Origin of the sequence: Solibacillus silvestris (assembly GCF_051967575.1) — a bacterium.
Classification (GTDB): domain Bacteria; phylum Bacillota; class Bacilli; order Bacillales_A; family Planococcaceae; genus Solibacillus; species Solibacillus silvestris_B.
Genome location: NZ_JBQCJW010000004.1, coordinates 151,504 through 165,862, shown reverse-complemented (window position 1 = coordinate 165,862; position 14,359 = coordinate 151,504). Strand labels below are relative to the sequence as shown.

The 14,359-nt window shown below is 41.8% G+C and carries 12 protein-coding genes; 10 read left to right on the top strand and 2 right to left on the bottom strand.

Annotation, left to right across the window (positions count from 1 at the left end; all coding sequences use genetic code 11):
* Positions 1-120 precede the first annotated feature (120 nt).
* From ACTHOQ_RS04230 to ACTHOQ_RS04220, 3 genes are all read left to right on the top strand, one after another.
* Positions 121-1,425, top strand: a complete 1,305-nt coding sequence (locus ACTHOQ_RS04230) for an O-acetylhomoserine aminocarboxypropyltransferase/cysteine synthase family protein (RefSeq protein WP_440494421.1) — start codon at positions 121-123, stop codon at positions 1,423-1,425.
* 192 nt (positions 1,426-1,617) lie between these two features.
* Entirely contained in the window at positions 1,618-2,016 is a 399-nt protein-coding gene (locus tag ACTHOQ_RS04225) for a hypothetical protein (protein WP_440494420.1), read from the top strand.
* A gap of 654 nt (positions 2,017-2,670) precedes the next feature.
* A complete protein-coding gene (locus tag ACTHOQ_RS04220; protein ID WP_440494419.1) occupies positions 2,671-3,657 on the top strand; it encodes a homoserine dehydrogenase in 987 nt (328 codons plus the stop codon).
* A gap of 55 nt (positions 3,658-3,712) precedes the next feature.
* Here the strand turns inward: ACTHOQ_RS04220 and ACTHOQ_RS04215 are convergent, their stop codons facing one another.
* Positions 3,713-3,943, bottom strand: coding sequence for a DNA-binding protein (locus ACTHOQ_RS04215; protein WP_440494418.1), 231 nt, complete (start codon positions 3,941-3,943; stop codon positions 3,713-3,715).
* Between the two features lie 109 nt (positions 3,944-4,052).
* Here ACTHOQ_RS04215 and ACTHOQ_RS04210 point away from each other — a divergent pair, with 109 nt between their 5' ends.
* From ACTHOQ_RS04210 to ACTHOQ_RS04185, 6 genes are all read left to right on the top strand, one after another.
* Positions 4,053-4,919 (top strand): EamA family transporter, encoded by an 867-nt coding sequence (locus tag ACTHOQ_RS04210; RefSeq protein WP_440494417.1) that lies wholly within the window; start codon positions 4,053-4,055, stop codon positions 4,917-4,919.
* A 198-nt stretch (positions 4,920-5,117) separates the two neighbouring features.
* Positions 5,118-5,804 carry a response regulator transcription factor gene (locus ACTHOQ_RS04205; RefSeq protein ID WP_440494416.1) on the top strand — a complete coding sequence of 229 codons (687 nt, stop codon included), beginning with the start codon at positions 5,118-5,120 and terminating at the stop codon, positions 5,802-5,804.
* A gap of 192 nt (positions 5,805-5,996) precedes the next feature.
* Complete coding sequence (locus ACTHOQ_RS04200) at positions 5,997-8,192, top strand: sensor histidine kinase (protein WP_440494415.1); 2,196 nt, start codon at positions 5,997-5,999, stop codon at positions 8,190-8,192.
* Between the two features lie 175 nt (positions 8,193-8,367).
* Positions 8,368-9,438, top strand: coding sequence for a metallophosphoesterase (locus tag ACTHOQ_RS04195; protein WP_440494414.1), 1,071 nt, complete (start codon positions 8,368-8,370; stop codon positions 9,436-9,438).
* 23 nt (positions 9,439-9,461) lie between these two features.
* Positions 9,462-10,286, top strand: a complete 825-nt coding sequence (locus tag ACTHOQ_RS04190; protein WP_440494413.1) for an undecaprenyl-diphosphate phosphatase — start codon at positions 9,462-9,464, stop codon at positions 10,284-10,286.
* Positions 10,287-10,413: 127 nt separating this feature from the next.
* The gene (locus ACTHOQ_RS04185) at positions 10,414-11,703 is read left to right on the top strand and encodes a protoglobin domain-containing protein (protein WP_440494412.1); all 1,290 of its coding nucleotides are present in this window, start codon (positions 10,414-10,416) and stop codon (positions 11,701-11,703) included.
* A gap of 116 nt (positions 11,704-11,819) precedes the next feature.
* Here ACTHOQ_RS04185 and ACTHOQ_RS04180 read toward each other — a convergent pair whose 3' ends face one another.
* Complete coding sequence (locus ACTHOQ_RS04180; protein WP_440494411.1) at positions 11,820-12,617, bottom strand: TIGR00266 family protein; 798 nt, start codon at positions 12,615-12,617, stop codon at positions 11,820-11,822.
* A gap of 204 nt (positions 12,618-12,821) precedes the next feature.
* Between ACTHOQ_RS04180 and ACTHOQ_RS04175 the strand changes: the two genes are divergently transcribed.
* Positions 12,822-14,303 carry an aldehyde dehydrogenase family protein gene (locus tag ACTHOQ_RS04175; protein WP_440494410.1) on the top strand — a complete coding sequence of 494 codons (1,482 nt, stop codon included), beginning with the start codon at positions 12,822-12,824 and terminating at the stop codon, positions 14,301-14,303.
* Positions 14,304-14,359: the final 56 nt, after the last annotated feature.

The window sequence follows — 14,359 nt, the reverse complement described above, 5'->3', positions numbered from 1 at the left end:
GAGGCAAACTTGCTCATTTGCAAACCCTCTTCTTAGCTGAAGAGGGTTTTTTTACATTTAAGAAAATCCTCCTCAAAATACACCGATTTCACCATCGAATAATTTTAGGAGGCTATATGGATGACAAACTTAAAACCAGAAACATTATTGTTGCATGGCGGACAAAAACCTGATCCTGTAACGGGTGCGATTGCGGTTCCTGTTTATCGGACGACAGCTTATGCATTCAACGACACTGCCCATGCGCAGCGTCTATTCGCATTACAGGAAACGGGCAATATTTATTCCCGCATTATGAACCCGACAGTCGCGGCATTTGAGGAGCGTGTTGCCTTGCTGGAAGGAGGAACAGCTGCAGTAGGGCTTTCATCTGGCGCGGCGGCTGTGGCATTTTCCATTTTGAATTTAGCGGGTGCTGGGGATGAAATTGTAGCAGCAGGATCGCTTTATGGCGGAACATATAATTTATTTGCGACAACATTGCCTCGCTACGGCATTACCGTAAAATTTGTGGATGAATCAAATCCGGAGAATTTCCGTGCGGCAATTACCGATAAAACGAAGGCGATTTTTGCTGAAATTATCGGAAATCCAAGCTTGCGTGTGCTTGATATTGAAGCAGTGGCGAATATTGCGCATGAAAATGGACTGCCTTTATTGATCGACAGTACATTCGCTTCCCCATATGGAGGCAACCCGATTGAATTCGGCGCAGATGTTGTCATTCATTCGGCTACAAAATGGATTGGCGGTCATGGCACGACAATTGGCGGCATTGTAGTCGATGCAGGCAAATTTGATTGGACACAGGGGAGACATCCCGGCTTTACAGAGCCTGACGCCTCTTATCACGGACTACGCTACGGAATTGACACAGCAGGCGCTGCATTTGCGACAAAGCTTCGTGTTCAGTTACTGCGTGATTTCGGTCCAACATTATCTGCTGATGCTGCATTTAATTTCCTGCAAGGACTTGAAACGCTTCATTTGCGTATTGTCCGTCATAATGAAAATACCCAAAAAGTTGCCGAATATTTAAGAAACCACCCATTTGTGGAGTATGTAAATTACAATGGCTTTGAAGATTTTGCGACACATTATTTGGCGAAAAAGTATTTGAAAAACGGCTTCGGCTCGATTATTACATTTGGCATTAAAGGCGGGCGTGAAGCGGGTCGCCAAGTGATTGATAATGTGGAATTGTTCTCGCATGTAGCAAATGTAGGGGATGCCCGTTCATTAATCATCCATCCTGCGAGCACAACACACCAGCAGTTATCTGCGGAAGAACTGAAAATTGCCGGCGTATCGGAGGAGCTCATTCGCTTATCGATCGGTTTAGAAGCTGTAGAAGATATTATTGCAGATTTGGAGCAGGCATTGGCTAAAGTTTCAGCTGAAGTAGGCGCAGAAACAAACGCATAATACTTTAAAAAAGGGCTTAGCTTTTCCCATCTGAGAAGCTAAGCAATTTTTTAGAAAATTAATTCCTACTATTTTTATAAGTTTTATTGACAAAATTAAAACCCAGTAATAATATAGGGATAAGAAATTTACCAATCGGAAAAGTTTAAAATGATGTTGCAGCATTATTGGGAAGAAAAGGAGTTGTTCGACATGGGGAACGTATACAGTGCACAAAATGTGGCAGCCTATATTATTTATGAACTAAATGACGTAAAGGAATTTGTGGATGCTTGTGCCATTCAGCGGATTTTGGCGGATGTGAATATCGTGTGGCAGCATGTTTTTGGGCACAGCGCTTTCTCAGAACAAGCTCACGATCTTGCCACAGTGGGTTATGTTGTAAAAGAAGTTGCCGATGAATACAAAGTTCATGGTACAGCACATATTTTATTGCCTGCCAAAGAATGGTTTTTAAAATATGGCGATTTTCAATTAGTAGAGCGTCCACACGCAGTGCCTAATTACTCGGCAAAAGAGGAAATCATAATGACTAAGATTTTAACTGCTTACCGGCTACGGGCTTATAATAATATAAACGTGGCAGTATAAAATAATTCCGGAATACTAGCGAGCCCTCTTGCTAGTGTTTTTTGTTTTGGTGATTTTTTGTGTGCTGCATGGTAAGGCGTTAGTTTATTAGAAGAATGAAGACGGTTATTAGAAGAAGTTTTGGGGATATTAGAAGAAATGGTGATGTTATTAGAATTTAGGTGAATTTGGGTTTTCAGTACGCGTTTTGGGGGGCAAAAAACGGGTGCTGAAACCGGTATTTACGTTTTTATTAGAATAAGGGTGTGAGTTATTAGAAGAAGTGTGAGTGATATTAGAAAATTAAACGAGGATTTTAGCCCATTCAGGCCTCATATTAGCACAATGAACGGTTATATTAGAAGATTGCAGTTTTATTAGAACATTTTAAAATATATTAGACGATTTCCGAATATATTAGAAAATCCCGCCCGCAACGCTCTTACTGCAAGCCTCAAAAACAAGAAACGACTGGAAATAATCGCGCCATCGTTCCCGAATTCGCTCTTAAAAAATAAAATTTGATTGAATATTGACCGTTTACAGTAAACAAATGTCCTTCTAGGAGAGATTTCCCTTGTTTTCATGTATTATATAGGATAGAATTTTCTTTAAGTGAAATTATTTGAATTATTCGTCAATATAGATGTGTTAGGAATTTGGAGGAGAAAGGCAATGGCAACAATCAAGGCAGCCATCTTAGGGTTTGGCACAGTAGGTCAAGGAATTTACCATATTTTAAATGAGAAGAGGCAGGAGCTTCGCGAAAAGCTGGGTGTTGAACTGGAGGTCGCGAAGATTTTAGTTACTGATGCGAGTCGTGAACGTGTCCCGGGAACGAAGCATTTAATGACCGAGTCGATCGATGAAGTGTTAGCGGAGAAAGACCTACAAGTTGTGTTTGAAGCGATTGTAAATGAAGAGCCGGCATTCACTTATTTGAAACATGCTGTTGAGGCGAAATGCCATGTTATTACGGCCAATAAAGTAATGCTTGCGAAACGTGGCGAGGAGCTTGAAGCATTGGCAAAAGTAAATGGTGTGTTTATCGGCTCCGAAGCAACGGTGGCAGGTGGCGTGCCAATTATCAAAACGATGAAAAACATTCTTCTTGTCAATGATGTAAGCCGTGTCCAAGGAATTTTAAATGGTACGACGAACTATATTCTGACGAAAATGCGTGCGGAACGCTGGAGTTTTGACAAGGCTTTAAAAGAAGCGCAGCATTTAGGCTATGCGGAGGCAGATTCATTTAATGATGTATCCGGCCAGGATGCATTCAAAAAACTGATGATTCTGTCGAGCTTGGCTTTCGGGGAGCAGCCAAATTGGGCGGACGTAGAAGTCATTGGAATTGATACAATTTCAGCTGAGCAAGTAGCGGACGCGACAGCAAAAGGACTCCGCTATCGTCATGTTGCAGAAGTGGAAAAGCTTGAAGATGGCACGATTCATGCAAAAGTCGCCCCGCTATTGGTAGACAATGAACATCCTCTTTATCCAGTGGATGATGTATTCAATGCCGTGACGATGGAAACGAACTATATTGGAACATTGTCGATTATCGGTCCTGGAGCAGGTATGTACCCGACAGCAAGTGTAATGGTGGAAGATTATGCGGAAATTATTGGCAAACGCGCAGGCTTTACCGTCACGATATAATAGGAAATGATAGGAAAAGAAGCGAACTCGATGAAGTGAATTCGCTTCTTTTCCTTTAATCCTCGTCTTTTATATCTACATCTTCGGGAATCGGGGTATTTTTCCAAATCTCGATTTCCTGTTTAATACGTTCAAGCTGTTGGTGGTACGTATCAAATTGTGCGCTATTGATTAAAAAGTCTTCACCATCATGAATTGCTTTAATACGCCCCGCATAAATGTATTGGAGAATTTGGTGCTCCGGCATGCCCGTATCGCGTGCCGTTTGTTCAACCGATTTATACATAATGATGCCTCCTTTTAATTTTAATTTCCCTTTATTATAATTTGATTTTAAAGAAACTTCATCTTGAATAAAGTATAATAGTTTAATCGAGAATAGTGGGGTGTAACATGTGAATATTTTGCCGTATATATTTGTGTTACTTGCTGCAATGCTTTGGGGGACGGTCGGGACAACACAAACATTTTTAACGGAAGGCATTTCTTCTTTTGCTGTAGCGGGGGTTCGTTCGGCGATCGGGGGCGGAATTTTATTGATTGCTGTTATAATCATGCGGAAAATTTCGTTTCGCAATTGGTCATGGAAGTGGACAATTTTGGCGGCAATCGCAATCGCATTATTCCAAAGCCTATTTTTCACATCTGTACGTTTTACAGGGGTAGCTGTAGGGACCGTTGTTACAATTGGGAGCTCGCCGGTATTTGCCGGGATGATTGAGTGGGTCATTTGGAAAGTGCGGCCAACGCTTGTATGGGCAATCGCTACAGTGCTAGCGATTGTCGGTTGCCTGCTTTTGTTTATGAATCAAGGGGAAGCTGACATCAACCCAATTGGAATTGGCTTGGCATTGGCGGCTGGCTTTATGTTTGCTCTTTATACGAATGTGAGCAAGCAGTTGATGAAGCGCGAGGAAACATTGCCGGCTGTTGCAATGACTTTTACATTTTGCGCCCTATTTTTATTGCCATTGGCGGCGAGGGATGGTTTTGGCTGGTTAATGGAAGATGTGAATATTTGGGCAATGCTGTTTATGGCACTTGCTGCGACGAGTTTGGCATACATATTATTTTTAGGCGGCTTAAAGAAAATCAGCTCGTCCGCCGCTGTTACATTAAGTCTTGCCGAACCTTTAACTGCTGCCTTGCTAGGTGTGTTTTTAGTAGGTGAGCATTTAACATTTGTTGCCTGGATCGGTGTTAGTTTATTATTAGGTGGAATTATCGTGCTGACATTAGGTGGAAAAAAAGCTGCTTCATAGGAGGCAGTTTTTTTATTGGCAATAAAATTATAGATCAGGTATTACAGACTGCTTTTATTAACGGATTCTCTCTCGAAAGTAGAATTTCTTTTAATTGGAAATAAGAAATCTTAAGAATTTCTTCAGAATTTCAGTAGGTAGATGTTAAGAAGTGTCAATTATTATAAAGTTATAAGAAAAAGTTGTGAGGTGGGCGAGATGAATCAGCTGACGGTGCTTGTAACAGATGACGATCAGGACATTCGGGATGGTATAGAAATTTATTTGAAAAATGAAGGCTATAATGTGTTGAAAGCGGCAGATGGGCTTGAGGCAATCGAATTGCTCAAAAAGTATGAAGTCCATTTAATTATTTTGGACATTATGATGCCGAATATGGACGGGATTACCGCGACATTCAAAATTCGCGCCGAACGCAATATCCCGATTATTATGCTTAGTGCGAAGGTGGAGCAGACCGATAAAATTCATGGACTTTCGGTAGGGGCGGATGATTATATTACGAAACCTTTTCATCCGCTTGAATTAATGGCCCGTGTAAAATCACAGCTTCGTCGCTATGTCAATTTCGGCGCTTTTGGGGAAGCATCACCGCCTGTGGAAGGGCTTGAGCTTGATGCGGCTTCACGAGAAGTGCGTGTCGATGGAGAACCGGTAAAGCTAACCCCTACTGAGTATAAAATTACTGAGTTATTATTGAAAAATGCGGGCCGTGTATTTTCGATCAGCGAAATTTACGAGCTTGTGTGGAATGAGCCTGCGTATAATGCGGAAAATATTGTAGCGGTCCACATACGAAAAATCCGAGAAAAAATTGAAGCCGATCCGAAAAATCCCCGGTATTTGAAAGTGGTGTGGGGGCTAGGATATAAAATTGAAAAATAAAATCTTTTCTTGGATCGGTGCTATGAGCGCAGCAATCGGATTTTATTATCTCGGGACATATTTTTTTGACTACTTTACAGGGCGTTTCGTACCTTTAGCAAAGCAGTTTCTCTATTTTTTATCGCTATAAATAAGGGCATTCACCATACGTTATGGTGCAAAAATCGGCCTTTACATGAGGAGGAAGAACAAATGAAAAACAATAAAATTTACCTCCAGCTTTTTCTTATGTTTGTGGTAGCGACCGCGGCGATTTTAATTTTTACGAATGGCAGTCGTTATATCGGGAAAACATTTTACGAGTCTCAAAACTTTAAAAACGAGGCGGAGCATTTTGTTCGTGAACTTTCGCAAAATGTGTTGAATGTACCGACAGAACAAGACTTTGAAGGGGCCCTTACAGCTACTGAGGAGGAAATTCATAATTACCGCACTTATTACGGGTCACTTGCTGAGCAAATACAAAATATTAAAGATCAGTATGAAGACGATATAGATGCAGCGCAAGATCCGGAAGTGCTTGAGGCGATTGAGCAAGAGCGTGACGCGAAAATCGATGACATCAAGAAAAACTTTGAAGACGATGAACATGTTAAAGCGAAAATCATTGCGATCAAGAAAAAGGCAATACAGCAGGAGCTCAAAAATATTGAAAGCGAAAGAAAAAGCACTTTAAACAATTATGATTATTTCGCTTATGAATTCACGGATGAAAACACAGGGGAAGTTTATCGCCACGGGGATGTCTCAGAGCAAGCTGTCTTCAAAGAAACCTATACTAATTTAGGCAAAAATTTCGATGGAATTTATACGATCGATTTTTATGAGTATGATAATCTTTCCATCATTGAGAATATTTACACTGTTGAGCGGGATTTATCTGGAGTTTCGGGTGTTGTTACAGTGCCGAAAGCCTGGTTTGAAAACTCGCATTTAGGAAAGGAAAAATACGCATTTACGGTCACGCAATATGTGTATTACGGCATTATTGTTGCAGGGATCATCAGTTTTGTTTTATTAATGACATCTTTGGAGCCAACACGCCAGCAATTCAACCGGGCTTCCCAGCTGCGTGAACTATTTGAACGTTTGCCGATTGACGTGCGCATTGCAGCAACAGCTATTTTTGCTTACTTCGCTGTTTTATTTAATGAGTCGTTTACAGGTGCCGTACAAACACAGATTTATTTTTATATGGAGGGTCGCTATAGTCAGCTTATCGAACTATTCATATTAGGGGCTATAAGTTTTGCGTTTGCTGTGGCGGTCGTATATATGTTCGTATCGGTTTGGGAAAGCTTAAAGGGACAGGGGAATTTGGAGAAAGTTTGGCCGAAAACATTCGCCGCAAAGTTAGTGAATGTTGCTGCTTCCATGTTTGATAATCGCTCGATCGGGATTCAGTCGCTCATTTTGCTGCTCGTTGTTTACCTTGGAGGCTTTGGACTCGGAGTTGTAGCGTTGTCGGCAGATGTCGGAGTGCTATTGTTCTACATGTTTTTATTTGTTGTGTTTTTCATTCCGGCGCTCTTTATCTTCATGCGCAATATGGGCTACCTGAACCGCATTATGAAGCATACAGATAATATGGCTCACGGGCGTTTAACGAATGACTTGAAAGTGAAGGGGAAATCGCCTTTAGCAAAGCATGCCGAAAATCTGAACGGGCTTCGTGAAGGTGTTCGAACAAGCTTGAATGAGCAGGCAAAAAGCGAACGAATGAAAACAGAGCTTATTACGAATGTCAGCCATGATTTACGCACACCGTTAACGTCGATTATTACGTATACTGATTTGTTGAAAAATCCGGATATTACAGTAGAGGAACGTAAAAAATATATCGAAATTCTGGATGCGAAATCGAACCGTTTAAAAACATTGATTGAAGATTTATTTGAAGTATCGAAAATGGCAAGCGGCAATGTGGAACTCTCAAAACAGCGCATCGATTTAGCGCAACTGTTGCAGCAGGCGGCCGGTGAGCATGGAGAAGATTTTGCGGCCGCACATTTGGATTTACGCGTGAATATTTCGGACCAGCCGATATTTGCTTATGTCGATGGACAAAAATGGTGGCGCGTCATTGATAATCTGATCGTTAATGCCCGCAAGTATTCTCTGGAAGGCACTCGTGTTTACGTAAATCTGAAATCAGCTGACGGCATTGCGGAGCTGACTATTAAAAATGTAGCGAAATACGAGCTGCATGAAGATGCATCTGAATTGATCGAACGGTTTAAGCGTGCAGATACATCACGCCATACAGAGGGCTCTGGGCTAGGCCTTGCAATTGCACAGTCAATAGTCGATATGCATGGAGGGCATTTAGATATCGCGGTGGATGGCGATTTATTTAAAGTTACGGTGTCTGTGCCTACAGAAAAATAAACTACGCAACTACAGTGGGGGATGTAAACCTCACTGTAGTTTTTTTCATCGAGGTATTATTGGAGAAAGCTGAAGCCTGTCCATAGTATATAATCGTATTCACTACCGCCAATGACTCGAAATATAGTAAAATAGCAACGGCATAGATGACAAAAAGGGCAGGTGTAAAAATACAATGCGGATACTTTTAGGAATAGTGGCGATTGCGTTTTATAGCGGTATTACATTTTATCTTGGCTGGAATTTAAGGATATGGCTTTTATCAATTCAGCAATTCCGCTGGCCAATTTTTTACTGGATATTGCTGTTTTTCGTTTCATACGGTTATTTTATAGGAAAGCTTCATCCGCTGCTTACGCCATTTTCCGTACTAGGCAGCTATTGGATGTTCTTTTTGCAATACGGGCTGATTCTTTGTATTGCAGCAAATCTTATAATAAAATTTACGCCGCTTACGACAAAAATGGTTGGTACGGGTGTTGCAAGTTTATTGGTCGTTTTATTAATTGCGGGTACATATTTTGCCTATTCCCCGGTTGTACGGAATGTTTCGATCAAAATAGACAAGCCTGGAGAAGATATGCGCATTGTAATGGCATCGGATTTTCATTTCGGTTTGTTATCCGGGAAAGGCCATTTGGAAAGGTTTGTTGCGCTTTCAAATGAACAAAATCCGGATTTAGTGATTCTCCCAGGTGATATTGTTGACGATAGTCCACAGCGCTTCATTAATAAAGGAATGGGCGAAGTGATGAAAAATTTGCAGGCGACATATGGTGTATACGGAGTACTTGGGAATCACGAATATTACGGCAATGAGATTCCGGCATTCAAAGAAGCGATGGCTGAATCCGATGTGCATCTATTAATGGATGAAACAATTTTGGTTGCCAATCGTTTTTATTTAACAGGGCGTGAAGATTTGACGAATAAAAATCGTTTGGCTTTAGGCGAAATGCAACCGGAAAATAAAGACATCCCATGGTTTGTCATGAATCATACACCAAATGATTTAGATGAACCGGCGAAGTTAGGGGCGGATTTGCATGTATCCGGACATACGCATAAAGGACAAATGTGGCCGAATCATTTTATAACGCAGCGAATTTTTGAATTGGATTATGGCTATCGTCAAAAAGAAGGGATGCATGCACTCGTCTCAAGCGGTTTTGGCTTTTGGGGACCGCCTACCCGCATCGGCAGTCAATCTGAGTTATGGGTAATTGATGTGAAATTCAGCGAATAAGTAAGCAAAAAGGAGAACGTAATATGGAGTGGATCGAGCTATTAAAAGCTTTAATTTTAGGTTTTGTTGAAGGTATGACTGAGTTTGCGCCTGTTTCCTCGACAGGGCATATGATTATTGTTGATGATATGTGGCTGCAAACGAAGGAATTTTTAGGATCTGGTTCGGCGAATACATTTAAAATCGTCATTCAACTCGGGTCTATTTTGGCCGTCGTTTTCGTCATGTGGAAACGAATATTAAGTTTAGTCGGGCTGTATAAAATAGAAGGGCAGCAATCGACTCGTTTTAATTTATTTCATGTAATCATCGGGATTATTCCCGCAGGCATTTTCGGGGTGCTGTTCGAAGATTTCATCGACGAAAATTTATTTAGCATCAAAACGGTAATCATCGGATTGATCATCGGGGCTGTATTTATGATTATTGCAGATAAGTTCGGACCGAGAAAGCCTGCCATTACTACTTTGGATGATATTTCCTACAGCAAAGCTTTGAAAATAGGGCTTATTCAATGCTTGTCGCTTTGGCCTGGTTTTTCACGCTCGGGCTCAACGATTTCAGGGGGCGTATTACTTGGGCTGGACCATAAAACAGCGGCGGACTTTACGTTTATTATGGCAGTGCCGATTATGGCGGGGGCAAGTGGATTGTCGCTTGTTAAAAATTGGGATCAAATAAATGCCGATCACTTTTTATTTTACGCAGTGGGCTTTGTCAGCGCTTTCGTATTTGCCCTTATTTCAATCAAATTTTTCTTGAAGCTCATTTCAAAAGTAAAGCTGACACCCTTTGCGGTTTACCGAATCGTGCTAGCTTTAATATTGATTTTTGTTTTAGCATTATAAGCTTGAAAAACGTCAAATTTTTGAAAAGATTTGGCGTTTTATCGCCTAAATGTGACATAGTTCACTTGAAAAAAATGTATATTTACCATATATTAAGTAGTATTATGACTAAGTAGAGGGTGAAATTGTGTTTTCTTTTAAAAGAAAAACCGAAGAAATAGAGCCGGAAGTAGATTTTCGAAATGTTGGGATTTTTATTCAGGATAAGAATCGCCTTTTACAAATGGATATTATCGGATTAACGGTAGAAGATTTGCGTTTCATTCGACGTTTGAAGCCACATGTCGAAGTTCGGCTTTTGGAGGTGGTCCAGGCTTTTTATTCAACGTTGGAATCCGTCCCGCAATTTAGCGAAATTATTAGTAAAAACAGTACGTCCGAACGGCTTCGCCAAACGCTGCGGCATCATATTGTAGAAATGCTGGAAGGCCGGATTGACGATAAATATCTTGAAAACCGCCGTAAAGTTTCCTTAATGCATGTCCGAATTGGTTTGACGACTAAATGGTATTTGGCAGCCTTCCATAAGCTGGAATCGAGCTTGCGTCAGGTGATTTATTCACTGGATTATCCACCGGCATATAAACAGAAAACGATTGATGCGATCAGTAAAGTATGCAATTTTGAACAACAGCTTGTACTGGAAGAATATGAACAAGTATCGGCGGCAATTCAGGAAGAGCAGCAAAATTTGGTGAAACAAGAAGTGAAGTCAATTGTCGGTAATATATCGAAGGAGCTTGAGGGACAATCCCGAAACACGAATAATACGGTTTCCGCTCTGATCGATAACACAAATACGGTCGACCACTATGTACATAACAGTATTGAAGATGCGACAGGAACGAAAAATGCTTCAAAAGAAGGCTATGAGCAAATGCTGCTAGTCACGAAACAATCGAGCGAAATTAATGAAAAAACGATTGAAATGTCGCACATGATTGAAGCATTGAATTCTTCTTCGACGGAAATTTACGCTGTCATCGAAATTGTAAAAGGAATCGCCGGCCAAACGAATCTGCTAGCATTAAACTCGGCGATTGAGGCTGCACGCGCCGGAGAGCATGGGAAAGGCTTTGCCGTTGTTGCGGATGAAGTGCGCAAACTGGCAGATCAAACAAAGACATCCGTTGAACAAATTGCGAGATTAATAGCCGATTCAAGCAATGTGACATCGGAAGTGGTTGAAGCAATTCATCATATTCAAACATTGGTCCAAAATGGCATTACCCAAAATGAGCAGTCATTAGTGGCGTTCGAGAAAATTTCAAGCGCTGTGGAGATGACGATTGATGATTTTGAACATGTCGGCAAGCAAGTACGGGATTTAAAGGATATTGTTGCAACAATCGGGCAATCGACAAAATCGCTCGAGCATGCGGCAAGCAAACTGGAAGAAACGATACAAACGTTTTAAATATGGAATTGAGGGCATCCGAAAAGTCATTTTGGGATGCTTTTTCGCGGAGTCCGTGTAAGAGAGGAAAGGCTGCAGTAAAAGTCGATTTGGACTTTTACTGCAGCCTTTAGCTTTTATTTATTGAACATATCGAATAAACCGCCGATGCCGCCCTCATCCGAGCCTCGGCCACCGCCGCCTTGTGAAACTGGGGCAGCTGCGAATACGCGGCTTGCTAAGCGGCTAAATGGCAATGACTGCACCCAAACTGTCCCAGGGCCGGAAAGTGTTGCGAAGAATAGCCCTTCACCACCGAATAAAGCTGTTTTAATACCGCTTACCATTTCGATATCATAGCGTACATCCTGTGTCATTGCGACTAAACAACCTGTGTCAATACGCAATGTTTCGCCTGGGTGGAGTCTGCGTTCGTAAATTGTTCCTCCTGCATGGACGAAAGCCATGCCGTCGCCTTCAAGCTTTTGCATGATGAAGCCTTCACCGCCGAAGAAGCCTGTGCCTAATTTTCTTTGGAATTCAACGCCGACAGAAACCCCTTTGGCAGCCGCTAAAAAAGCGTCTTTTTGACAGATGATTTTCCCGTTTAACTGGCTTAGGTCCATAGGAATAATTTTACCTGGATATGGTGATGCGAAATATACTTTGCGCTTGCCGGAACCATTGTTCGTAAACGTCGTCATGAACAAACTTTCGCCTGTTATTAAACGTTTTCCTGCACCTAATAGTTTCCCCATAAGACCGGAGCCTTGGTTTGCGGAACCGTCACCAAATACTGTTTCCATTTGGATTTGATCCTCCATCATCATTAAACTGCCCGCTTCAGCAACGACCGTTTCCTGAGGGTCAAGCTCCACCTCTACGAACTGCATATCGTCGCCATATAATACGTAATCAATTTCGTGATTTTTCATTTTCCATGTCCCCTTAAAATTTAAATTATTATATACATCCATACATACGCTTGAAAAATTCAAAAGTTTCAAAAATAAATGAGATTGTTTAATCCAATGTTCCATAAAATTGTACTCATTGTATATTCTTTTCGAGGAAAAAAGGGAATAAAGTAGAAAATGTCGAATGAATAAAGGGTAAATGAGAATTTGTGAGGTGGGGAAATGGAACTGTTAAATTTTATTGGTGGAGAGTGGATAGAAGATGCTTCATTACAAACGATGCCTGTTATAAATCCCGCAAATGGTGAACAGTTAGGGACGATACCACTTTCGACAAAATCACAGGTCGAATTAGCCGCGAAAAAGGCGAAAGAAGCACAAAGAAGTTGGGCGCTCGTCCCTGCCCCAAAGCGTGCGGATTATTTATATGAAATTGCATTTAAACTAAAAGAAAAAAAAGAGCAGCTTGCGCAAACATTGACTAAGGAAATGGGTAAAGTGATTGAGGAAGCGCGTGGCGAAGTGCAGGAAGGTATTGATATGGCACTTTATATGGCAGCGGAAGGAAGACGCTTATTCGGTGAGACTGTCCCTTCGGAGCTGCCGAATAAATTTGCGATGAGCGTGCGTGCGCCAATCGGGGTAGCGGGGCTTATCACGCCATGGAATTTCCCGATCGCAATTGCTACATGGAAGGCTTTTCCCGCCCTCGTGGCAGGGAATACAGTTGTGTGGAAACCATCGAATGAAACACCTTTTATGGCTTATGAACTAGCAAAAATTTTTGAAGAGGCCGGTTTGCCGCCAGGGGTTGTGAACATTGTATTCGGCTCAGGGCCTACAGTGGGGACGGCGATCGTCGAGCATCCCGATATACGCATTATTTCATTTACGGGCTCCACGACTACCGGCAGCAAAGTAGCGGAGCTTGGCGGGAAGCATCTGAAAAAAGTCTCGCTTGAAATGGGCGGGAAAAATGCAGTCATTGTAATGGACGATGCGAATTTGGATTTAGCATTGGAAGGAATTTTATGGAGCGCCTTTGGTACTGCAGGTCAGCGTTGTACAGCATGTAGCCGGGTGATTGTGCATAAAGATGTAAAACAGGAATTGGAACAGCGTCTTGTGGAAGCGGCTAAGCAGCTGACGGTCGGGAACGGATTGGATCCGGCGATAAAAGTAGGGCCGGTCATTAATAAAGCGGCGCTCGAAAAAATAAATCATTATGTACAGATTGGCAAACAGCAAGGCGCAAACTTGCTTCTAGGCGGGGAAATATTGACGGATGGCGATCTGGCGAATGGCCATTATTTTGCACCGACAATATTCACGGATGTGGAAGCAACGAGCATATTGGCGCAGGAGGAAATTTTCGGCCCTGTCATTAGTATAATTGAGGTTAGTAGTTTGGAAGAGGCAATTGAAGTGAATAACAACGTGAAATTTGGATTATCCAGTTCGATTTTCTCGCAGGACGTAAACAAAATCTTCAAGGCACAGCAATTGCTTGATACGGGAATTGTATATGTCAATGCCGGCACAACGGGTGCTGAAATCCATTTGCCGTTTGGAGGCACGAAAGGCACTGGAAACGGCCACCGCGATTCAGGGCAGGCCGCATTGGATGTGTATACGGAATGGAAGAGCATATATGTTGATTATAGCGGCAAGCTGCAACGTGCTCAAATCGATAATAACGCTTGATTTTTCGCATTAGCGAATGGTCATATATTACTTTACTTTACAAACAAAGGGGATGT